Source organism: Mediterraneibacter flintii, assembly GCF_055387595.1.
Window position 1 is genome coordinate 3,249,214 of the sequence record NZ_AP031405.1, and the last position, 23,186, is coordinate 3,272,399.

18 protein-coding genes are annotated in these 23,186 nt (G+C 40.7%); 5 read left to right on the forward strand and 13 right to left on the reverse strand.

Annotated features, from left to right (window positions below; translation table 11 throughout):
* Positions 1-340 precede the first annotated feature (340 nt).
* The 13 genes from ACZ5C4_RS15590 to ACZ5C4_RS15650 form a co-directional block, all read right to left on the reverse strand.
* On the reverse strand, positions 341-1,255 hold the full coding sequence (locus tag ACZ5C4_RS15590; RefSeq protein WP_464521778.1) for a class II fructose-bisphosphate aldolase: 915 nt from the start codon (positions 1,253-1,255) through the stop codon (positions 341-343).
* Entirely contained in the window at positions 1,245-2,420 is a 1,176-nt protein-coding gene (locus tag ACZ5C4_RS15595; RefSeq protein ID WP_464521779.1) for a carbohydrate kinase family protein, read from the reverse strand. The genes ACZ5C4_RS15590 and ACZ5C4_RS15595 overlap by 11 nt, the downstream gene beginning before the upstream one ends.
* Positions 2,413-5,208 (reverse strand): alpha-L-rhamnosidase-related protein, encoded by a 2,796-nt coding sequence (locus ACZ5C4_RS15600; RefSeq protein WP_464521780.1) that lies wholly within the window; start codon positions 5,206-5,208, stop codon positions 2,413-2,415. Before ACZ5C4_RS15600 ends, ACZ5C4_RS15595 begins: the two co-directional genes overlap by 8 nt.
* A gap of 35 nt (positions 5,209-5,243) precedes the next feature.
* Complete coding sequence (locus ACZ5C4_RS15605) at positions 5,244-6,134, reverse strand: glycyl-radical enzyme activating protein (RefSeq protein WP_464521781.1); 891 nt, start codon at positions 6,132-6,134, stop codon at positions 5,244-5,246.
* A gap of 10 nt (positions 6,135-6,144) precedes the next feature.
* On the reverse strand, positions 6,145-8,379 hold the full coding sequence (locus tag ACZ5C4_RS15610; protein ID WP_464521782.1) for a pyruvate formate lyase family protein: 2,235 nt from the start codon (positions 8,377-8,379) through the stop codon (positions 6,145-6,147).
* 6 nt (positions 8,380-8,385) lie between these two features.
* Positions 8,386-9,420 carry a zinc-dependent alcohol dehydrogenase gene (locus ACZ5C4_RS15615; protein ID WP_464521783.1) on the reverse strand — a complete coding sequence of 345 codons (1,035 nt, stop codon included), beginning with the start codon at positions 9,418-9,420 and terminating at the stop codon, positions 8,386-8,388.
* Positions 9,421-9,436: 16 nt separating this feature from the next.
* Entirely contained in the window at positions 9,437-10,294 is an 858-nt protein-coding gene (locus ACZ5C4_RS15620; RefSeq protein WP_464521784.1) for a carbohydrate ABC transporter permease, read from the reverse strand.
* A gap of 18 nt (positions 10,295-10,312) precedes the next feature.
* A complete protein-coding gene (locus tag ACZ5C4_RS15625; protein WP_464521785.1) occupies positions 10,313-11,212 on the reverse strand; it encodes a carbohydrate ABC transporter permease in 900 nt (299 codons plus the stop codon).
* Between the two features lie 111 nt (positions 11,213-11,323).
* Positions 11,324-12,607 (reverse strand): ABC transporter substrate-binding protein, encoded by a 1,284-nt coding sequence (locus ACZ5C4_RS15630; RefSeq protein WP_464521786.1) that lies wholly within the window; start codon positions 12,605-12,607, stop codon positions 11,324-11,326.
* Between the two features lie 416 nt (positions 12,608-13,023).
* Positions 13,024-13,812: an HpcH/HpaI aldolase family protein gene (locus ACZ5C4_RS15635; protein WP_464521787.1), complete on the reverse strand. Its 789-nt coding sequence runs from the start codon at positions 13,810-13,812 to the stop codon at positions 13,024-13,026.
* 19 nt (positions 13,813-13,831) lie between these two features.
* Positions 13,832-15,463, reverse strand: coding sequence for an N-acyl-D-amino-acid deacylase family protein (locus ACZ5C4_RS15640; RefSeq protein WP_464521788.1), 1,632 nt, complete (start codon positions 15,461-15,463; stop codon positions 13,832-13,834).
* Positions 15,464-15,469: 6 nt separating this feature from the next.
* On the reverse strand, positions 15,470-16,111 hold the full coding sequence (locus ACZ5C4_RS15645; protein ID WP_464521789.1) for a helix-turn-helix transcriptional regulator: 642 nt from the start codon (positions 16,109-16,111) through the stop codon (positions 15,470-15,472).
* A gap of 30 nt (positions 16,112-16,141) precedes the next feature.
* Positions 16,142-17,644, reverse strand: coding sequence for a sodium:solute symporter family protein (locus tag ACZ5C4_RS15650; protein ID WP_464521790.1), 1,503 nt, complete (start codon positions 17,642-17,644; stop codon positions 16,142-16,144).
* A 288-nt stretch (positions 17,645-17,932) separates the two neighbouring features.
* On the opposite strand from ACZ5C4_RS15650, the gene ACZ5C4_RS15655 reads away from it, so the two are divergent.
* From ACZ5C4_RS15655 to ACZ5C4_RS15675, 5 genes are all read left to right on the forward strand, one after another.
* The gene (locus ACZ5C4_RS15655) at positions 17,933-19,078 is read left to right on the forward strand and encodes a D-TA family PLP-dependent enzyme (protein WP_464521791.1); all 1,146 of its coding nucleotides are present in this window, start codon (positions 17,933-17,935) and stop codon (positions 19,076-19,078) included.
* A gap of 77 nt (positions 19,079-19,155) precedes the next feature.
* Positions 19,156-19,626 (forward strand): RidA family protein, encoded by a 471-nt coding sequence (locus ACZ5C4_RS15660; RefSeq protein ID WP_186877110.1) that lies wholly within the window; start codon positions 19,156-19,158, stop codon positions 19,624-19,626.
* Positions 19,627-19,758: 132 nt separating this feature from the next.
* Positions 19,759-21,063 (forward strand): alpha-amylase family glycosyl hydrolase, encoded by a 1,305-nt coding sequence (locus ACZ5C4_RS15665; protein WP_464521792.1) that lies wholly within the window; start codon positions 19,759-19,761, stop codon positions 21,061-21,063.
* 85 nt (positions 21,064-21,148) lie between these two features.
* A complete protein-coding gene (locus ACZ5C4_RS15670; RefSeq protein ID WP_464521793.1) occupies positions 21,149-21,904 on the forward strand; it encodes an alpha/beta fold hydrolase in 756 nt (251 codons plus the stop codon).
* Between the two features lie 133 nt (positions 21,905-22,037).
* Positions 22,038-23,090 carry a helix-turn-helix domain-containing protein gene (locus tag ACZ5C4_RS15675; protein WP_464521794.1) on the forward strand — a complete coding sequence of 351 codons (1,053 nt, stop codon included), beginning with the start codon at positions 22,038-22,040 and terminating at the stop codon, positions 23,088-23,090.
* Positions 23,091-23,186: the final 96 nt, after the last annotated feature.

Consider the following 23,186-nt stretch of genomic DNA (forward strand, 5'->3'; position numbering starts at 1 on the left):
ACTTGTTTTCTGTTTTAACAATCATTAAAAACTTAGCAAAAGACATTTCTGCATAAAGGGAGAATACCAATTAAAGATTTTATAAGGACAATCAGTATACCTAAAATTTTGTTTCATCCGCATTGTTTCTGAATTCGTTAATAGACACACTTTATCTTCTAACTTCACTAGTGATTTTAAAAGTGTAGGTTGTATAGTAAATATTTAACATCTAACAAAACTGTTAATAACAATACTGGGTGCAAAGCTTATTTTTCAAGCCTTCCACCCAGTCGTGCTATAGACGCACCTTATTTACAGACTTTCCTCTACTGTTTCCACTTTTATATTTGATAGAAAGTCATTTCAACTCTTTCAGTACTTCAAGAGTAATTGTCTTTACAAGTTCATCCATATCTTTTCTTCTGCCTTTTCCTACGCATCCAAATAGCCGCATTTTTTTCTCAACTGCATTTTTTACCGCGCGTACCGCTGCCGGTATTAGATCGATAATGCCTTTATTCATACTATCAAATGCCTTGAATTCTGCCTCTACAGCTGCGATATTTATATCTGTAAATATATTGATCTTACTTATACCTTTTTCGATCGCTCTGCGAAAATCTTCATCCGACAAACCGGAGCCTCCATGCAATACTAAAGGAACTGCAATTTCACTTGATATTTTTTTAATTCTATCAAAATCAATTTTGGGTGGAAACCTATATGCTCCATGTGCAGTTCCCACTGCAATCGCAAGAGCGTCTACTCCTGTTTTTTCCACAAAATCCCTTGCCTCTGCCGGATCTGTATAAAACATTTCCGGTCTAATGTCAGCACCGCTGTTTTCCACACCATTATTTCCCACATGCCCAAGCTCTGCTTCTATAGTAGCACCATATGAATGTGCTATGTCAGCCATTTCTTTTACTTTTTTGAGGTTGACTTCATACGGTTCAACAGAACAATCATACATAATAGATGAAAATCCAAGTTCCAATGCTTTAAGGCATGTCTCTTTTCTCAGCCCGTGGTCAAGATGGACAACCACAGGCACTTTCGCTTTTTTTGCCATAGGAATTAGATAATAAGATACTTCTTCTAAGGGCCCATAAGGAAAAAGCACCTCGGCCGTCCCGACAATAACAGGAGCATTTAGCTCCTCTGCTGCTTCAATAATTCCCCGCGCCAGCTCAAGATTCACAGCATTAAATAAGCCTATCGCATATTTTTCTTTTTTTGCCTGCATCAATACTTCATTCATATTAACTAACAAAATGACCACCTCTTTTTCTGTCTGTCTTTTTCCATCCAGCATTTATTTTTTCTTTCATACAAGAAAGAGGCACCATTCCACTGAGTGCATCATACGTCCCTACACACATAGCGCCTGCAGCCGCAGCAAGGTGCAAACAATCTTCCCATGTTTCCCCCTCCAAAAGAGCAGTTATAAACCCTGCTATTGCCGTGTCTCCTGCTCCTGTTCCCGAGATGACTGAATCAACAGAATAACTATCCTCAAACCATTCTATATCTGCCCATTCGTCTGCAATCTCTGAGCCTATTCCACCCCCAATCTTCTGCAATCTTTCTTTCCCTGCTGTGCGAAAATACATTCCCTGTACGCCACATTTAATGAGAAGTACTCCACCCCCATACATCAGAAGTTTATCCGCCAACGGACGTATATCTTTTTCTAAATCTAGTATATCCGTAATATCTTTTCCATCAGCTTTTTTAATCCATTCATCGTGCCGTTCCCGATCTAACATAATACACAATTCTTCTGCACTTGGCATAAAAAAGTCAATCATGGGAAGTGCATTCTTTAGAATAGTCTCCCAGTCTTCTGCCCCAGCTTCACTATCTTCTTCAAACATCGCCATATCGACCGAAATTGCTGTTCCTGTCTCCTTTACTCTCTTGAGAAGCTCTAAGAAATTTTTGCCTGTATTTTTATACATAGAACGCATAAGTGTAGGATAGCCGAAATGAAACAATTGCGAATCCCTCACCCTCTTTAGCTCACTATCGCTCATCCCAAAATTGTCGTTTGCCCCACCATAATGCAATATAATTCTGTCTGTCCCAACAGGTGCCAAGATAACCGAATATGCGGTTGACAACTCTTCGCGACACTTCACCTCCCCTGTATTGATTCCATATGTTTCCAGATGGTCAAGTATTATCCGCCCAAATTCATCCGTTCCAATATTGGCCATTAATTCCACATTACCTCCCATCAGTTTTATTCCTATCCCTGTATTGGCAACTGCACCGCCTAAACTCACATCTGCCTCTTCAATATGGATAATCCGGCCTGGGCCAAAGAGTTCCCCGAATTCCATCCTTCCCTCTCTGTCTGTCTTAAAAGATAGTGTAATATCAATACAAATATGTCCTGCAACGATCACTTTTTTATTTTCCACCTTGTTATACATCCATACCGCCTTCCTGAGCTGTACCTATTCCGCCCAAGCCATAAATATCTATTCTGTGTTTTCCTGTCAGATCTGTCCCCATTCTTCCTTCTTTTTCTTTTCCATCTAGTTCGATCTTACAGCAGATACCAAAATCATGAATCTGTATATTGAAACACGCATTTCGATACCTAACATTTTCTAGGGTCGCATCTTTAAAAGCCTTTGGAATCAAAGGCTTCACCTTCAATCCACTCTCATCATATGTGAGTCCGAACACTCCATTTACTATATAGCCGATAAAAGCTGCTGCATGCCACGGCAAATGCGGCCAACGCCATGCTTTCCCTGTATCATGATCAATCACTTCATAAAAAGATCTGTTTAACATCACATTCCTGACCTGCTGAAAGATTAACCGTTCAAGGAATTCAATATTTCCTGCCAAGGAAACAGCGGAGGCAATCCCCTGCGTCCAAGATACCCAGCACGCTCTCCAGAAATGATTTTTTTCTTTACGGAATGGATACCAATTTATCCCAAAATCAGAACATGCTTCTGAATTATGTATGATAGATTTCAAAAATCTGTCCCTCTGATAATCCTCTGCTATCTCAAAACGAGGCCAGAGTGCCAATTCTGCTCCTGTTAATTCCCACCATCCATGCCGATATGCTTCGCTCCCTATCGGGCCACTCGTAAAGCATCCTTTTTCATCATTCCAGTATTTTTCTTTTATAGATCGGAGCATGTTCTCTGATCTATGCCTCCACTTTTCTCCCCTCTCTTTTTCACAGTCAATTTCAGCGCATATCTTGGATATTGCTTTATACATGAGATAAAATGCTATTTCAGTACTTAGGCAGTATCCTCCATTTTCTGTTTCTGGAAATGCATCCTGCGCGATACACATATCGGCGTGTACAAGGTCGAGCCTTTCATCATACCGTGAGTCTGCTTCCTCTGCATATCTTAGTATCCCAGGGAACATTTCAAAAAGGATTTGTCTATCCCCTGAAGCAATATAATGATCCCATGCTGCAATAGCAGGCATAGCGGCACAATCTACTCCGTTATTAAAACCATGCTCCGATATATAGATCAGCGATTCTCTAATCTCTTCTGGTGCAAGCAGATTCTGGCATCTGAAAGCTGAATGACAGGTGTCCCTCACCCAGCTTCCAAATCCCTCTCCTTTTCCCTGAAAGAGCGCAGCATTCATCAGCCCCTCCTGTCCCGGAAGCGAATAGTTCTCATTTCTATTCTTCAACAGCACATCAGTTGCTATCCCAAATGCCGCATTTAAAACTGGACAGCTTGATTTCAATCTTGGATAAACATTGTCTTTAGGTGAGTCCCATCTCTCTGAACGATCGATTACTCTTGTCATATCTCCCCAGGGAGTCGCTCTCCATTCAAATTCTTCTTTTACACGCACAGGAGAGAGCACTGTCTTACCTCCGTCTAGTGCCCATGCGTAAGGTTCTCCGTAAATCCGGTCTTCTACACAATTTGTATATATCGTATAATGATTGCACTCATAAATCTTCTGACCTTTCTCTATGCCTTTTAACATTTCCATATTCTTTTCAGAATATCGCGTAGCTCGCAGCCCCCATACGTTCATTCGTATAATCGATGCAGACGTTCCTGGTGTAGATATCTTTATATATGGATCTGCATTGTACGCAAAGCAAAATGAATCATTATTAATATTTTCAACAAGCTTGCTTCCAATTCGGTATTGCTTTTTTTCTGGTCCATCAGGTTTTGTAATAAGCATTGCACGGTCTGTACCGTTAAAAAACTCCTGAACTGTCATATCACTAAAAAAATGCAGATAGAGCCTTCCATTGTCTACAGGTGTTTTCACCCGATATTTTCCACAAGTCATATTTTGTTCCAAAGCATCCCATTTCCATTTTATCCCACAAAGTTCGAACTCTATCTCTGATTCTTGCCCTACAAATAGCTCTGCTTCCACTTCACATGCTTTAGTCTGTATATCTTCAGCAGTATTTTCTCCTTCCAAAATACGAATCTCTGGCCATGTTCCCGGGGAGATCCTAAATCTCATCACAAAAGAAAAATCCTTCTCTAACTTTTCACTGCACCACGTACGCTCCCATACTCTCAAATTTTTAAGCTCTTGTGTAGGCTGTACCTCTCCACCCCTTATCTCTGCAGGAATACTTAAAATACATGCTCCTGCACAGGAATCCATTTTATGCCCAGTACTTTTTGCAATACTATATATCTTTTTGTCATCTTTTACCATTACCTCTTCTTCCACATCTCCATTCCACCAATTTGCTCGTTCTGGTTCAAACAGACATGCCTGTTCTTCATATACTTCTTCCCAATGAAGAAGGTCCTTACTCATAACTGATACAGGAACGCCCCCTCCCGAAATATTATCCAAGGAACAAACCGTACCTGTATAGCGAATGCGCCACATACCTTGTTCTTTACTAATACTATCTAGGCTACTGATCCCACCAGAAATCGGCATATAATGTATCTGTGGCCTAGACAACTCCCGTCTTTTTTGTTTTGCCGGCTCTTGGCTAATATAGGTGGCTCTTAACCAATTCTCTCCACCTGCCTCTATAAAAAGTATTCCTTTAGAAAAATCTTTCAGAGGATATGACATCCACAGATCAATCTTTTTTATCGCCAGACGGATCGGAACCTGTCTTTCCTTTCCTGTCCTGTCCGCAATCCTAACTCTTGTAACAGGAGCATCATATTCGTATGGAAGACACAGCCAACTCATTCCCGATTTGTATTCCAATTCAAATTTCATCATACTTTCTCCTTTATAATGTATAAGTCAAGTAACGGTTATACTACATGTAAGCCATAGCTTCGGTATATATCAGACAAAATTTCGATTTGCTCTATCGCTGGTTCCTGAAAACGCTGTTGGCTAATCCCTGCATATTTTGCTTTTGCAATCCCAAAGTCATGGTATGGTAGTAATTCTACACTCTGAATCTGAGGATTTAATCCAGACAGAAAAGCCGCCGTATTTTTCGCATTATCGATGTCGTCATTTACCCGTCCAATCACTGGTATCCTGATAGCTACATCCCGCTTCCTTACTAGCCTTTTTAGATTTTCGCAAATCAGCCTGTTATTTTCTCCTGTATATTTCTTGTGTACTTCCCCATCAAATATCTTCATATCTACTAAAAATAATTCTATATTTTCCGCATATTTTTCCACACTCTCCCACGGCACACACAAAGCCGTTTCTACAGCTGTGTGGATACCTGACTGAATTAATTTTGAGCAGATTGTAGAAATAGCATTCTTCTGCATCAGAGGTTCTCCACCTGAAAAAGTTACTCCTCCGCCTGATATCTCATATAACCGCCTGTCTCTCATAAGAAGTTCATACAAACGATCTGTATTTTCATAATATGCGCACATCTCCAGAGCCTGTGTACAACAGACACTAACACATCTGCCACACCTTATACATTTTGAAAAGTCAAAGTGATGCCCTGATTCAGTAAACGTATGTGCATGTACCGGACAACAGTCCTTACACATCATACAGTCTATACATTTACTACTGTCATAAAGTACAGAAATCTTCTCTTCCCACATTTCTGGATTATGACACCATCTGCACCGCAGATTGCATCCCTGCAGAAATACTGTAGTGCGTATTCCCGGACCGTCATGAAGAGAAAAATACTGTATATGGTTTATCATAATTTCATCCATCTTACGCTCCTTATCTCTGCGTCCGCCCTATCACTTCATCCTGCATCTGGCTCGTAAGCGTATGGAAATAGGCACTGTATCCACATACCCGCACAACAATATTTCTATGATTTTCAGGTTCCCTCTGCGCCTGGAGTAGTAGTTCTTTATTTACTACATTGAAGTCCATGACACTTCCTCCATTTTCGCAAAAACTTCTAATAATATTAGCAAAAAGCTGTGTTTCTGTATCTTTGTACGTAATAGGTATATCCATATATGTTACTGCACCACCAGGAAATTCTGTAAAATCCAAGTCTTTTATCGTATATAAAAGCGTTGCTATATCTATATTCTCTGTACTTTCTCCAGGATTCACTCCTCTTGAAAGATCGTTCCCGCATTTTCTTCCATCGGCAGAAGCTTGTGTTGTATCTTTAAACCAGTCGTACGAATAGAAAGCAAATAACGACGGTTCAAAGTATCCTCCCCTGTAATTAGATTTGCCCCCAAGCCTCATAGAAAGATCATACATTACTTTTCTTCCAAATATATTCACTTCTTCATCCCTTCCAAATTTGGGAATTTTATGGAGAAGGTACTGTTGAAGAACCTCCTTACCTTTAAAGTTCTTTTTCATAGCGTCTCTCAATTCAGACATCGTTACAATCTTACGTTCATATACCGCCGTTTTTATAGCATACAGAGAATCTATGACCGTCCCAATCCCCGTTGCCGCAAAATTATCTGTGTTATATACTGCTCCTCCTTCTGAAACATCCATAGCTTTCTCAATACATGAAGACATGCATGCTGAAAAAAATAGAGAAGGATTTATCTTTCTCCACCACATACCAAAATAATTATATCTTTCCATGAACATATTCAATTCATTTCGATAGTTCTCCATAACTACTTTATAGAACGATTCAAAAGTATCTTCCTGGTATGCTGGAAGAAATTTCAACCCCTCCTTTTGAAAGACTATATTCCAGTACTCAGGATACAGTGAACCATTGAGCATCTGTACAAGATTAAGATATGTATATGCACGACAGTTCACTTCTCTCCCCACACATATCTCCTGACATCCTCCAGCAACATATAGTCTGCAGTCTTCTAAAGACTTGTTCCACTTTCTGTTAGCGCATATAATTACATCGTCATTAAATACAGACAACACATTCAATCCCATTCCTGCAAGTTCGCCGAGAGAGCTGAGGTACTCTTCCGATGCTTCAGGAGTAATCCTTGCCTGAAGTTTCGGATTAGCAAACCGATATTTTTTATAACTGTTTATAATCATTTTCGTAACATCATTATATACAATATGCCCTTCTCCATCACATCCTCCAATCACTATATCTGCATTTGTACCGCCTGGCAAATCCACTTCCAGATCCCACCTTGCATCTGTCATAGAGACGAAACAGTCCGTCAGTTCCTGCGCTTCGTCTGTAGTGAGTCTGCCTGCTGCAATGTCTCGTTCATAGTATGGTCCCAGAATCCGATCCAAATGACCTATCACCGCAAAGCCAAGCCCATCCAGCGCATTGCACATTTCCCTTGTAAACCAGACAGCACACATTGCTTCATAAAACGTCTCTGCCGGATACAACGGAATCTTTTGTGCAGTGTCTCTGATTTGTTTTAATACGTCACGACTAAGAGGATCTGTCTCTGTAGACATCATTTCTTCCGCCTTTTGAGAAAACCGTCGTGCAATTAATATCAAACTTTCGCAAACCTCGCGCAAGCAATCCAGAAAGTCAACTTGATGCTTTGTTAAACTCTTATCCTTTATGCGTTCTTTTATTCTTTTAATTATTCCTGAAAGTCCATATTTCAAAACGGACTCACAGTCCGCATAATGATGAGATGCATCCATAAATTGAGGGCCATTCATTACACCTCTTCTGCCATAATAGCTGCTCCATTTTTCATATTTGTCGACAAAATCAGGATATTGCTTCATAAGCCAGCATCCTATCCCTGACTGCGGTGGAAATGAGGAAGTCACACTATTCCTCTCCCTTCCCGTATCAATCTCTCCATAAAATGGGTTCGATGGAAATATCTTTACATCTGCTCTCTCTGCCGCCACCTGGTAAATCCATACCTTTTTACGAAACGACGATGCTTCGGGGGTAGACTTTAACATTTTTTCTAAGATGTGCTCCATGTCCGACACATCTGTCGGATAGTTTTTATACACATTCTTTGCCTCTTTAAAATATTTTTCTTTCCTGAAAATATACGATGTCAAACATGCTCACTCCTCTCCAAAGTACAATACGACTTTCAGAGCTAATCTTTTCCTGATTGCTTCTATACCTTTCTGGTACTCCTCTACCGGAAAGCGATGTGTAATTAGAGCATCTGTATCTATCTTCCCCTCCATTATTGCTCGTACTACGGGCTGATGTGCCTTTGCTTCTATATCTGGCAAAGGCCATTGGATATACTGGATCGAAAAATTACGTAATTCCGGCGTTCTCACATAGATATGATCATCACTCTTCAACCCATATACAGCTATTGTACCGTTTTCTTTTATGTAATCTAATCCCTGCTCAATGGTTGTGTTAGAACCTATAGTATCGATACAGATATCTATTTTTCGTCTCATTTTTTCTATCGCCTGCTGCATATCAGATACTGAGCGATTCAGATAAACTTCTGATGCTCCAAGTCTCCTTGCGATATCCAATTTTTCTTTATGGTTTCCAAATAAATATATTTTATTCATTCCCTGCAATTTCGCACAACTTAAAAATGAAAGAGCTACAGGACCGTCTCCTATTATGAGTATTTTATCTCTTTGGTCAGTCTCAATCCTTTCCAGCGCACTATATGTTTCCTTCAACGTGATCAAAAGAGCAGCCTCTTCTGCTTTCATTTTCGACGGACATATCTGCTGAGTAATCCCGAGAAAGGCATCTTCCACATTTACATGATCTCTTTTGATGGCAGCATAGTCTTTAACAACAGCATATTCCGCGAATCCACCCCATGCACTGGCATATTTATTATTATCAGGTTGTGAAGCCCTTAACACCAGATCCCCTTCTTTATATGAAGTCACTTTAGCTCCTGTGCATACCACATATCCTGCTGATTCGTGTCCTAGTACAGCTGGGTATCTCCCTACCTCTCGTACTTTATGTTCAATCACTCCCAGATCTGTCCCGTTACATATCATGCAGCATCTGATCTTTACCAGTGCCTCATAATCTCCAATCTCAGGTTTCGGTATATCCTCTACCAATAGAAGCTTCTTATCTGTAGTTACAACTAATCCTTTCATTTCCTCTTCTCCTTTATCATTTAATGCCTGTTGCAGCCACAGACTGCATAAAATACTTCTGGAATACAATAAATAAGAGTAATACCGGTATCATGCCTATAACGATCACACCCATAATAAGATTCCACGTTGGCTGTTTAACTACTGAAGCTCCACATATGGAACTGATCCCCAGAGTTACCGTCCACTTACTCTCACTTTGCACTACAAGGAGCATCCATATCAAATTGTTCCATGCCTGTATGAACGTATAAGTTCCAAGCGTAGTCATACTTGCTTTCGTCAGAGGCATAAGTACTCTTGTAAAAATCTGAAAATGAGAAGCTCCGTCAATTTTTGCCGCTTCATCCAGTTCTCTGGGTATACTAAAATAAAACTGTCTCATCAAAAATGTCCCAAATGGTATTGCCCATGCCACTTGGGGCAAAATCATGCCAGAGTACGTATCCAGAAGGTTCAACTCACGACATAATAGATAGGACGGTATAAGTCTGACCGTAATGGGAATCATCATCGTAGACAGATACAAAACAAATATAATATTTCTTCCTTTAAACTCAAGTCGTGTAAAAACATATGCCGCCAGACTACACAGCAGTATTGTCAAAAGAGTAACAGCACTCGAAACGACGAATGAATTCAAAAAATTTATAGGAAAATCGAGAAGTTCCCACGCTTTGGCAAAATTGCTCCACTCAAAGAATTCCGGTAGTATACGTCCAACACTTGTTGCCAGATCCTGATCCGATTTTAAGGCAGTGGACAAAATGTATAAAAAAGGAAAGGAGATTAGGAAAACAAATACTGCTATTAATATCCAGCATAATATCGAACCAGGCAGCCGCCGCTTCCGTATCTTTACTAAATGCTTCATAACTATTTCCCTCCCAACTCAATTTTTATCACTTGTCAATTTAAGTTGAACCACAGATATAATAACAGACACAATGAATATGAACACTGCCATTGCACAAGAATATCCCATTTTCAAAGATGAAAATGCTGTTTTATATAATGTAAGTCCTGTAAGATACGTACTCGTTCCAGGGCCTCCGTTTGTCATCGTATAGACAAGATCAAACTCCTGGAAAGTACCAATCACACACATAAGAATAATATATGTCAGAACGGGTTTAAGCTGCGGTAAGGTAATAGAGATAAATTTATGCCATGCATTTGCACCATCTAGCTCTGCAGCCTCATAGTATTCCTTGGAGATCTCCAGTCTCCCCGCCACTACCATGACCATATAATAGCCCGCCCATCTCCATACCGTAACAATCGCCATTGAAACAAGAGCAGTCTTGCCATCTGTCAGCCATCCCACATCAGAAATTCCAAAAATCTCAAGAAAGCTGTTGATAACCCCATAATTTGTCCCCATCAAAAATCTCCACGCAACACCTGTAGCAACAAGTGAAAGGGCGCATGGCAGAAAAAATATTCCCCTGATAACTTTTGATAACGTTCGATTTCTCTTATTCGCAAAGAGAACAAGTTCCGTCATTATGATCGCAAAAATCACGATTGGAGGAACATTCATAAGAATATATTTTATCGTATTCCATAAGCTTGTCCACCACAGATCATCTCGAACCAGCTCTGTATAGTTCTGGAACCCAGTAAAAGTGCTACCTTTCAAAGGATTCCAATCATAAAATGACATTCTTATCGAATCGACCATTGGCCAGAACACAAAAAGTGCCAACAGTACTAGTGACGGAAGCAAAAAAAGAAAAGCAATATTCCTGTCACTTTTTCTCCATCTTATTTTTTCTTTTAAACTCTCCAAAGCTTTGTCTCCTTTTCTGTAAGCTCATTTTCAAAGTATCCTATGAACAGCTTTCCTTTTCCGTCACAGGACACCATACTCTATCAAGGTTATGATGTCCTGTTCTTATACCTACTCTTTCAAAAGCGCATTAAGCTCCTCTACCATATCATCCAGTGTACTTTGGATATCAGCGTCATTATGCCAAATCTCATCAAAATACTGCCCGATAATCGTCTGTTGATCGGCAAATGTATTTGTAAGATCTACATACCCCGCATATTCTAGTCCCTCATTAAAAAGTTCCATGCCCTTTTCTTCATTGAACATAGACACCGAAAGTGCAGACTGAGAACGCCTTACAGCAATTTGAGGAGAAGTATTGTCTTCAAGATAGAGTGTCAGGCCTTCCTCGCTTGTAATATATTTCACAAACTTTAAAGCTGCATCATAATTTTCACAAGTATTTGATATGCCTATCCCATTAAGGAACAACACTTCTGACTGAGTACCATCATTGCCTCTTGGCGCATTCATGACTTTCCAGTTTACAGTATCTTCAAGATACGTAGAATTCCATAATGCTACACGACACATAGCGATTTGTCCGGCATTAAACTTTGTGATCAATGCATCATATCCATCTCCAAGTTTTTCAACCGGTGGAATATATCCACTTTCCTCAAGCCCTTTAACCCACTCAAATGCATCTACAGCAGCCTGACTATTCCAGCCACAAGTCCCATCTTCATTGAGATACGAGCCTCCTGCATCTGTGATAAGCGGATACATCATATCAATCGAAGACGTAAGATCATTGAATATAGTGGGATATTCAATTCCTAATTCCTCTTTGTTATCAGCCAATATCGAACATACCTCTTCAAATTCGTCCCATGTAAATCCTTTTTCAGGCACTTCAATTCCACATTGTTCAAACATGTCGACATTATAAACCCAGCCATAATTTCCTCCATCCAAAGGCAGTGCATACCAATCTCCCTCATATGTGCAATAGGCTTCAGCTGCCTCCCAAAAATCATCGAATTTGTACTCTTCATCTGCTTTAAGCTCTTCAACATCAAACCGCTGGATCGCACCAGCATCAGCCAGCAAGGCTGTGGTACCAGTATTAAAGTTTATTAAATCAGGAAGCTCTCCTGCTGTCGCCTCGGTAAGAATTTTAGTGGCGAAATCAGAAACTTCCTCAAATTTAATCTTAATGTCAGGATTCTCTTTTTCAAATGCCTCTACAACTTTTTCATATTTATCATAGCTGTCATAACTCTGCCACGTAAGAGTAACCTGAGCACCATCTTCATTCTCATTACTGTTTTTGTTTTTATTTCCACATCCTGCTAACATCGTTGTCATCATTACAGTTATCGCCAATACAGCAACTAATTTTTTCTTCATTAAATTTCCCTCCCTTTTAATCAGTTATTAGTTAATATATATATATTAACCGGTTTCATATATATCAAAATTATAATTATATACTAACATTTTTCTAAATGAGCGTCAACCTTTTCATTCTCCCAAACTATTTTTTTACATTTTCACCACTTTTTCAAAAGATTATTTGTAAAAATTCAACAATCATGTAATTACTTACAGTTATAAATAACCAAAATTATAATACACAGCAATGTTTAAAAATGCCGGCTTAGATATTGTCTTGAGGTTATATATACAAATTTTGATAGTCATCCAGTAAAATATAGACAAAATTCCACCACACAAAAACGGATGTATAAGAATCTTTGATTTGGACAAGTTCCTCCATCCCAATGTTTCTTACACATCCGTTCTCTATTTTCACTTTATACTCTCTAGCTAAGGCTTCCCTCTAATACATGAAATTTCTCCGTCAGGCTTTTGCATGCATCATGGAAGATCCCTACGTCCACAGAGTAAGAAATATACTGTACCCCTGCCTTCATCCACATTTCCATCATTCTCGCACTGTCTGTAAAGGTTCCTATGACGACGCCGCGGCTCTTTGCCGCTGCCACAATCCGATTCATCTCTTCCACCACGCGGGGATGATTGACCTGACCGGGCACTCCCAGACTTTGTGAAAGATCATACGGGCCGATAAAAATAATATCTATCCCCTCGACCGCCAGTATCTCCTCCAGATTCTCTACCGCTTCTTTCCCTTCAATCTGGGCAATCACAATCGTCTCGTTTGCCTGTTTGAAATAAAGCTCTTTTTCCATAGAGGAATAGTGTGCTGCCCTTACGAAACGGCATACGCCCCTTTCTCCTAATGGGGAAAATTTCGCTAGTTTCACAGCCTCTTTCGCTTCTTCTGCTGTTGAAATCTGCGGAATCTCCACAGCAGCAGCGCCAATATCCAGCGCTTTCCCGATTGCTTCTTCTGTCACTGCCGCAACCCGCACCACCGGCAATATTCCAGATACCTGCGCCGCGCGGATATTGTTCTGCATATCTTGTATATTAACAGGCCCATGCTCCATGTCCAGAATCGCAAAATCCATTCCCGCATATCCGGCAGCTTCTACAAAGCCAGGATCACTGGTTTTCATAAAAGGCCCGAAAACTGGTTTCCCTGCCTGTAATTTTTCTTTAAACGTTTGTATCAATCTTTCATTCATCGCCGTCGCCTCCTACGCTCTAGACATCTGTACGGCGCAAGTTTTTTCCGCAGGTATCATCACACATATTTCCATTTTCCCAAGCAAGCTTTCCGTTGACAAAGCATTTTTCTATTCCACTTGCAAGCTGCACCGGCTTCTCAAATGTAGCATGATCCTTTAGCCTGGAAGGCTCAAAAATATTAATATCCGCAAAATATCCTTCTTTTATCTGTCCGCGGCGTGCAATACTCATACGTGACGCCGGCAGGCTGGTCATTTTCCGCACAGCTTCTTCCATTGTAAATAAGTGCCGTTCTTCTACATACTCCCTGATAATTTTGGGAAACGCTCCATACATACGCGGGTGGGGTGTGTCTGTCACCGCATAAATAGAATCCGAAATTACCGTAGAATATGGTAGTTTTGCTACTGTATCAATATCCTCCTGGCACATACTCATGTTGATGATCGCTACTTTTCCATTTTCGTCATGCAACAGCCATGCCACAAATGCTCCGTTACTCTCAAAGCCATATTCTTTTGCGGCTTCTGACACCATTTTTCCTACAAACTTTTGATTGCTTTCTTTATTTACCCCAGATATTAAAATCCTGTCCCATCCGAGTGTAATCGCAAAATTATCCCAATCGTCGTAGTCTACTTCCAAAGATTTGCAGAATTCTTCTACTCCTTCTTTCGTTCCCATTCTTTGTAATGCACGGTTCATATCACCATTTACAAATGCAGGGGGAACCATCGTTGTAAGTGCTGTGGAGCCTCCTTCATAAGGATAAAAATCACAGGTAACATCCTGTCCTTCCTTGCGTGCCTCTTCAATCAGTGCGATAGCGCGGTGAATTTCTTTCCTCCAGTTTGCCATACCGCAGGATTTAAAATGGCTGATCTCTACGGGGCAGCCAACCTTTTTCCCTATTTCTATTACCTCTTTTACGCTGTCCACCATACTGTCGCCTTCTCCCCTGATATGGGTACACAGAGGTGTCTTATATTTTCCCATAGGCGCTAACATTTTTGCGTAATCATCTGTAGAATTATAACATTCCGGCAAATACATGATTCCTGCCGATACACCAACTGCTCCCTTTTCCAGCGCGTCCTCAATATAACCGGACGCCTTTTTCATCTCTTCTTCTGTAAACGGTGTATTGGCAAACCCCTTCACCGCTATCTTCACCGTACCTGATCCTATCATAGACGCGAAATTCAGCGGAAGCTTTATTTTATCCAGCGCATCCATGTATTCCCCATATGTATGAATTCCTCTGTATGCAGGGCCCACAACAGGCTCTGCAAAAGCAAACATCTCTTCTGCTTTTTCCTCTTCTTCCGGTACCGGAACCATAGAAAAACCGCAGTTTCCCGCTACTGTTGTTGTAATCCCCTGCGCCAGCATTACTTTTCCAAAATCTGTACCATAAAAAGGCTGAATATCACAATGCCTGTGAATATCAATAAAACCTGGAGTAACGGTCTTCCCCTGTGCATCTATAATTTCTGCCTCTTTTTCAATTTCTTTTAATTCCGGCGTATCCTCTCCTTTTTTGAATACTTTTTTAATCAGTTCATCTTCTATATATATATTTCCTTCAAAAGGTTTATTTCCCAATCCGTCATAAATCACACCGTTTGTGATCAATATTTTTGTCATACTATTTTATGCCTCCTCCTGGGCTTCATTCAAATAATTATAAACAGTAAAACGGGAAATACCTAAAAAGTCTGCAACCCTCTCCGCAGATTTTTTTATTAAGAAAGCGCCTTTATTATCTAAGTATCTGACAACCGCCACTTTATCCTCTTTATCTAATGTATCCAGTGTATGTCCTGTACTCTCAACTGCTTCCATCATAAGGATCTCCAGCAGCTCGTCTATATTGCTCGTAAGGACTTCTCTGGTAGCCTCTTCTTTGTCTAGACTTGTCAGCTTCATCATTGCTGACTGTCCGGCTACAAGAGCAGTAATATCGTAATTGATACAAAGGCTCCCCACTGCATTTCCCTGTTCATCTAAAAAATATTTGCTGGAGGAGCGTAAAATACGCCCCTCCTTTGTTCTATTTATATAACAATACTCATCCTTTGGCTGGGCAGTCCCGCGCAAAATGGCCAATCCTGCGTCTGTTCCCCCATCTCCTACGTTTCTTCCGGTTACATGTCCATTCCAGATCGCAACAATCGTATTATCATAAGATCTGGTTAAATCATGCAGAACAACCTCGCAGTCATCACCAAATTGTTTAGCGATACATTCTCCTATTTCACACAACATCTTAAAATGCTCATTTACAAAACTCATCGTCTGCCCGACCTCCAACACATTCAATTTTTACTGAGCTGTGCCGCGGCTTTCTACTACAAGCGCCATACGTTCTTCCTCTGACATTTCCACCTTCTTGGTGCACAGAGATACAACCACTTCAGCAACCAGCGCTATAATTGTAGCCGGAATCGCCGGACCTGTAAAGATACCAACGATCCATTCCTGGAACGGAGTCACAAACAAATACAGTACTCCGAACAGGGTTCCAATACCTACGCTGGCAAGTCCGCCCTGCCATGTAGCACGTTTCCAGAGGGCACCTAATACCATCGCTATAGACACACCTGGAATAATAGAACCAATCACGTTGCTGATATAGCTGATAACGTCCTGTGCAAACAGTGTCGCACAAAAAGCCAGCAGCAATGTAACAACTGTCATGATACGTGACCATTTGCCGACCTTTTCTTCCGGCAGACTCTTTCCTGTGAAAATCGGGTAAATATCCTGAATTGCGATTGTAACACCTGCAATTGCATCAGAATCTCCCGATGACATCGTCGCAGATAAACCGGAAATCATAAACAAAAGACCAAGTACCGGACCTAATGCCGTCGTCGCAATATAAGTAAATGCAAAATCTGGATTCTCCAAAACAGAGGTTGCATTATTATTTGTTGCGATCGTAAACGCCGCCATACCTATAATCGCTGGCAGCAATGAGAAACCAAGCAGCAATAAACCAGAAGTTTTTAATGCTTTTGTCGCTGTCTTATTACTCTTTGCAGTATAGACTCTCATGCGGTAAGTAGGTGTTCCCCAACATGGGATGAAAATAGACCAGATTAAAGATACCAGGGCCATCACTCCCATTGTGCCTACGCCGTAGAAGGAAAGGTTTCCTTCCATTCCTGCTGCTGTAATTGTATCTGTGATACCACTCCAGCCTCCTGCCATCGGCAGACATACCGCTGTAATCGCAATAAATCCAATCACCAGAATTGTAAGCTGAATCAAATCTGTCCACACAACGGCCAAATACCCGCCGATAATGACATAAATTCCAAATGCACATACCGCAATCGCCTTTGACGTAAATGCATCAAGTCCTGTCACATAGCTTAAATAGGTAGCACCTCCGTTGACATGGTTTCCAAGCCATACGACTTCGATCACATACATCATAATACTCATGACATTTTTTACAAGCTTATTTCCATTATAATGGAATTGTGCTTCTTCTGCCATAGTTACAAAATTCTTTTCTCTTAATTTTGTCTTTTTTGCAATCCAGGCAAGTGTCAGAACTCCAAGCGCTGCCCCCAATCCATATGCGGCGCCTCCAAATCCCATTTTAAATCCGTTTGCAGTGGCGCCGATAGAAGAACCAGTCCCGATCAATGTCGCACCCATTGTAGCAAAAATCAGAAAAAACGGGAGCTGTCCGCCTCCTGTCAGGTATCCTTTTCCTGAAGACTTCCCTTTACTGCTTATGTATCCGACTACAATCATAAGTACTACATAAAGTGCAAATCCTATTAGGAAAAATGTTCCAAAATTTCCTTCCATGTTGTTTCCTCCTTCATCCTTTATTCAACAAATTGTTTAACATGAGCTTATTATCATTTCAACAATTTGTCAATATAATTTCTTCACCCCCCCCCAATTTCTGCACTTTTCCCAAAATTTCGCAGGCCTTTTTGTCTAAATTTACAATTTTTTTGTTTTTAAAATTTATCATTTGACTATTTCAACATTTTGTGTAAAAATAAAAAAGAGGAAATTCAACAATTTATCAATTCTCTTGAATCTTTATATTTTATGTATTATATTATCAAACGTAAGGAGGCACAGTTTATGAAGGAACCGTCTTATACCTTTTTGGGAAGCCAGGATGTAATTACTCCTGCTTTAATCTATTATCGCAGCCTTATCCGCGATAATCTGCAAAAAGCAATTGAAATCGCCCGCGGCGCAGAACATCTTTGGCCTCATATCAAAAGCCACAAAATGGCGGATGTTATTCGTATGTCAATGGATATGGGGATTACTCGTTTTAAATGTGCAACGATAGCGGAAGCAGAGGTTGCAGCCGGCAATAAAGCAGCGCATATTGTCGTTTCCTATCCGCTTATCGGGCCAAACATCTGCCGTTTTATCAAATTAGCAGAAAGTTTTCCACAGACACATTTCTATGCGATCGGGGATAACTTAGATATGTTAGCGCATCTGGGAAATGCTGCGACAAGTTCTTCTCTTAAAAACGTAGATGTACTTGTCGATGTGAATATGGGAATGAATCGTACCGGCGTACCGCTTTCTAAATTAGCTGTATTCTGTGATTCCTGTTCCCAGATAAAAGGAATTACTTTAAAAGGGCTCCATTGCTATGACGGTCACCGGACAGAGCATACATATGAAGAAAGAAAAAAAGCGGCAGATACCGTAGATCTGGAGATAAAATCTCTGCTGCATACGATATGCACAAAGCATCCCTCCTGTTCTCTGGTTATTATAGGTGGGTCTCCTTCTTTCCCCTGCCATGCAGATTTCTGTCTCACTGAAGGGAAAGAAGAGAATACGGAAGTTTATTTTTCCCCAGGTACTATCTTTATTTATGACTATGGCTACTCTCAAAAATTTCCGGATTTACCATATGTGCCCGCAGCGGCAATTCTCACGCGTGTCATAAGCTGTCCGGACAAAGGTATTTTCACTATTGACTGTGGCTACAAAGGAATCGCCGCTGATCCGGCCGGTACGCGCGGCTTGCTTCTGGGAGTCGAAAACTGCGAAGAACTGTTTCAGAGCGAAGAACACTGGACTTATCGTATGAAACCAGGATATGAGGATGCATGTCCGAAGGTAGGCGATGAGCTTTTCGTTATTCCTACGCATATCTGCCCGACCAGTGCCCTATACGCTTCCGTCCTTGTAGTAGAAAATGGCAAAATTGTTGACAACTGGCCTGTATCTGCCAGAAACCGAAAAATAACCTATTAGTGTGCCTACATATATATTTCGTTATAGATGCAATGGTACACTAAACATATAAATTCATTTAAAAGGAGAGATAAAGCATGAACATTTATGATGTATTAAAAGAAAAAGGAATCACTCTGCCGGCTCCGCCGCCAAAGGGAGGTGTCTACACACCTGTGCAGGAATTTGGCACAAATTTATTGTATTGCTCTGGCTGCGGCCCAGATTTAGGAAATGGCAATACAGTCGTAGGAAGGGTTGGAGAAAATTTGACTCTGGAAGAAGGGCAGAAGGCTGCTTATAATTGTATGCTGAACCTTCTTGCAAATCTCGATGCAAAAACTGGAGATTTAAATAAAATCAAACGTTTTGTCAAGGTTCTGGCCTTTGTAAACAGTGCAGATGACTTTGATAAACAGCCACAAGTTGTAAACGGCGGTTCTAACCTTCTGGTGGATCTCTTCGGCGAAGAGGTTGGCTGTCCGGCAAGGACAGCAATCGGCGTCAATACCCTGCCTGGTGGAATTGCATGTGAAATTGAAGTACTTGTAGAACTAAAAGAGGATTAAAAAATGTGCTGAAGGCCTCCCTGCTGCTTCCGACAGTTTTTACTGCCAAAGCAACAGGGGGGATCTTTTTTTATTCTTTTTTCACAGCAGTCCAAAGCATGCTATAATAAAATAAAAAGGCAGGTACGAATTATGTGGGCTTATAACGAGACTTTCTATCAGATATATCCAATTGGTTTTTGCGGCGCCCCGATACACAATGACGGGGTCTGTATTCCTCGTATCAGGAAAATTGGGGAATGGAGCGAATATCTTGAACACCTTGGAATTGGTTCCATTATTTTAAACCCAATTTTTGAATCTGATAATCACGGTTATGATACAAGAGATTTTAAGCAAATAGATTGCCGTCTTGGCACAAACGACGATTTTAAAGAGGTTTGTAAAGCGTTGCATGACCACCATGTAAAAATTATACTGGACGGTGTTTTCAACCATGTAGGCAGAGGTTTTTGGGCTTTCTTAGACGTACAGGAAAAAAAGTGGGATTCTCCCTATAAAGACTGGTTTTACATCAATTTCGACGGAAACAATGCCTATAATGACGGTTTCTGGTATGAAGGATGGGAAGGACATTTTGAGCTGGTAAAACTGAATTTACAGAATCCGCAGGTTAAAAATTATCTTTTAGACTGTGTAAAATTCTGGATAGATACATTCGATATTGACGGGCTGCGTCTGGATGTAGCTTACAGCCTGGATCATGATTTTATGCGCAGTCTGCGCAGCTTCTGTGAGGCAGCAAAACCTGGTTTTGCTCTGATCGGAGAGGTTCTCTTCGGAGACTATAACCGTATCGTAAATGACGAAATGCTGCATAGCTGTACAAATTATGAATGTTACAAAGGAATTTATTCCAGCTTCAACAGTATGAATCTATTTGAGATTGCCCATTCTCTGAACCGACAATACGGAAAAGAGCAATGGTGCCTCTATCGCGGAAAGCATCTGATGAATTTTGTAGATAATCACGATGTCACCCGCATAGCCAGCATTTTAACAAATAAAAATCATCTTCCCCTTGCATACGGTATCCTTTTTGGTATGCCCGGTATTCCTTGTATTTACTATGGAAGTGAATGGGGAGAGGAGGGAGAAAAAGCACCTGATAATGATTATGCCCTGCGCCCTTGCTTTGAAGAACCAAACCCCAACGAATTAACCGATTTTATCCGGACGCTTATCTCTATCCGTAAAAATAGTACGGCGCTTTGCAGCGGTGATTACGAAAACCTTGTAATCACAAATCATCAGCTTATATTTGAACGCCAAACAGAAGAAGAAAAAATTCTCGTCGCCGTCAATGCGTCCGAGAATCCTTATACAGCATATGACCATAGACTATACGGAGATTACCGCGAGCTTATAACAGGAGAAAAAGAAACACTGAACGGACAGTGCTGCCTTCCACCGTACAGTATAAAATACTATAGATAGGACAGCGCTTTACGGCTGTCTGCTATCTTTTTCATCTGTATAAAAGAACATTCACTTTATCAAAGTAAAAGCAGGGAGGTGTAATATGGCATATTTTCAATATCAAAATAAGTCCATTTTTTATGAGGAATATGGGCAGGGCGAGCCCCTTATCTTCTTACATGGAAATACTGCTTCTTCAAAAATGTCTAAGCTCCTTATGCCGCTGTATGCCGAAAGCTTTAGATGTATTTTGATTGATTTTCTGGGCAACGGGCAATCCGATCGGGTAGAAAAATTTTCGCCGGATATGTGGTATGACGAAGCCCTGCAGACGATAGCACTCGCTAAACATTTGAAATATGGAAAGGTCAGTCTTATCGGTACAAGCGGCGGCGCATGGGCGGCAGTCAACGCAGCGCTGGAATGTCCTGATTTATTTCATTCAGTCATAGCAGACAGCTTTGACGGGCGCACTCTCAATGAAAATTTTTCTGTTCATCTTCTCGCTGAAAGAAAAGCTGCCAAAGCAGATACACAGTCAAGGCAATTTTATGAATGGTGCCAGGGACCAGATTGGGAAAAAGTAGTAGATCTTGATACTGAAGCTTTGCTGGAGTGTGCAAAGGAAAAGCGTTCGCTATTTCATAAGCCATTAGAAGAATTAAAAATTCCCATTCTATTGATGGGAAGCAGAGAAGATGAAAGCTGCCGAAGTAATCTTGAAGAAGAATACAGAACAATGGCTTCTATACTGCCTCTGTCTTCCGTATACCTTTTTCCAAGTGGCGGGCACCCCGCCATTATGACCAATGCTGAAGAAGCCGCAAAGCTGATAAAAAGCTTCATTTCATCCAGATAGACATCCGGTATGTGTTTTCATTTTTGTATATTTAACTTATGTTCAATTTTATAAATCTATAATTTAACAACCATTCCATTGTTTTATAAAAGCGGCTCTGGTAACATGAAATCATAAAAACCGGAGGTGCCATATGAAAATCAACCAAATTATTCGTGAAAAACGAAAAGAATTGTCATTGACACAAGAACAAATCGGGGAATATTTAGGCGTGTCTGCTCCTGCGGTAAATAAATGGGAAAAGGGCAGCACATACCCAGACATCACACTTTTGCCGGCCTTAGCAAGGCTGCTGAAAATTGACTTAAATACGCTTATGTCTTTCCATGAAGATTTATCTGATGTGGAAATTGAAAATTTTGTAGACATACTCGATAAGGTGGTTCAAGAGCAAAATTATGAAGCCGCTTTTCAAAAGGCTCTGGACAAAATACATGAATATCCAACCTGCGATACATTACTTTATAGTGTCGTTCTCTATCTGGAAGGGGCATTAACACTCTATAACGTACCTGATCCAGAGAAATATCAGAAAGTATTTAAATTATTTTATAAGCGGCTGGCCGACAGCGATACACAGGAAATAAAAGATACAGCAACCTGCATGTTGATTTCCTATGCGCGCAATAGTGGTGATTTTTCAAAAGCAGAAGAGTTAATCGATACACTTCCCTTTTCCAAAATAGATAAGGAAGAGCAGCTTGCCGTTCTCTATCAGTGTCAGGAAAAATACGAGGATGCTCAAAAAATCTGGGCACACCGTATACTAAAGGGTGTCACAGATATACAGACAGCGTTAATGCATATGCTTGAATGGTCTTTGCTTCAGAAATGTGATCAAGATGCTGCATATTTTGCTGATTTGTACGAAGCTGTAACCTGCAAATTCTGTTTTCCAGAATGGATGCGCTATAATGCCCATTTACAGATTGCCGTAAAAAAGCAGGACGGAGATGCCTGCTGCGCTATTCTCAAGAAAATGCTGCCCGCTATGAAAGAAGAATGGAGTCCGCAAAATGAGCCGCTATACCGCAATGCTGCTGATGCCGGCGGCGCAACATTTCTGTCAAGCAGAATCGCAGACAACTTTTATACCGAATTATCTTCCCGCGAGGAATACGCTTTTATCCGCAGCTGCGCCGGATTTGAAGAGCTATTGGCACAGACCGGAAATGAAAGCCTGTAGCATAAGTGCAGCCAGTTTTGTCTAAAATTACAAACCTAAGCTGAAGAAAAAGCAAGTGTGAAAGAGATGCTTTGCGTAAGTCAGATATTTCGGTGA

What these genes read in the sequence shown, in the direction of transcription:
- ACZ5C4_RS15640 (WP_464521788.1), bottom strand. Translation starts at nt 15,463, where the DNA reads ATGACAAAAATATTGATCACAAACGGTGTGATTTATGACGGATTGGGA.
- ACZ5C4_RS15635 (WP_464521787.1), bottom strand. Translation starts at nt 13,812, where the DNA reads ATGAATGAAAGATTGATACAAACGTTTAAAGAAAAATTACAGGCAGGG.
- ACZ5C4_RS15660 (WP_186877110.1), top strand. Translation starts at nt 19,156, where the DNA reads ATGAACATTTATGATGTATTAAAAGAAAAAGGAATCACTCTGCCGGCT.
- ACZ5C4_RS15595 (WP_464521779.1), bottom strand. Translation starts at nt 2,420, where the DNA reads ATGTATAACAAGGTGGAAAATAAAAAAGTGATCGTTGCAGGACATATT.
- ACZ5C4_RS15615 (WP_464521783.1), bottom strand. Translation starts at nt 9,420, where the DNA reads ATGAAAGGATTAGTTGTAACTACAGATAAGAAGCTTCTATTGGTAGAG.
- ACZ5C4_RS15645 (WP_464521789.1), bottom strand. Translation starts at nt 16,111, where the DNA reads ATGAGTTTTGTAAATGAGCATTTTAAGATGTTGTGTGAAATAGGAGAA.
- ACZ5C4_RS15630 (WP_464521786.1), bottom strand. Translation starts at nt 12,607, where the DNA reads ATGAAGAAAAAATTAGTTGCTGTATTGGCGATAACTGTAATGATGACA.
- ACZ5C4_RS15600 (WP_464521780.1), bottom strand. Translation starts at nt 5,208, where the DNA reads ATGATGAAATTTGAATTGGAATACAAATCGGGAATGAGTTGGCTGTGT.
- ACZ5C4_RS15665 (WP_464521792.1), top strand. Translation starts at nt 19,759, where the DNA reads ATGTGGGCTTATAACGAGACTTTCTATCAGATATATCCAATTGGTTTT.
- ACZ5C4_RS15605 (WP_464521781.1), bottom strand. Translation starts at nt 6,134, where the DNA reads ATGGATGAAATTATGATAAACCATATACAGTATTTTTCTCTTCATGAC.
- ACZ5C4_RS15675 (WP_464521794.1), top strand. Translation starts at nt 22,038, where the DNA reads ATGAAAATCAACCAAATTATTCGTGAAAAACGAAAAGAATTGTCATTG.
- ACZ5C4_RS15620 (WP_464521784.1), bottom strand. Translation starts at nt 10,294, where the DNA reads ATGAAGCATTTAGTAAAGATACGGAAGCGGCGGCTGCCTGGTTCGATA.
- ACZ5C4_RS15650 (WP_464521790.1), bottom strand. Translation starts at nt 17,644, where the DNA reads ATGGAAGGAAATTTTGGAACATTTTTCCTAATAGGATTTGCACTTTAT.
- ACZ5C4_RS15670 (WP_464521793.1), top strand. Translation starts at nt 21,149, where the DNA reads ATGGCATATTTTCAATATCAAAATAAGTCCATTTTTTATGAGGAATAT.
- ACZ5C4_RS15655 (WP_464521791.1), top strand. Translation starts at nt 17,933, where the DNA reads ATGAAGGAACCGTCTTATACCTTTTTGGGAAGCCAGGATGTAATTACT.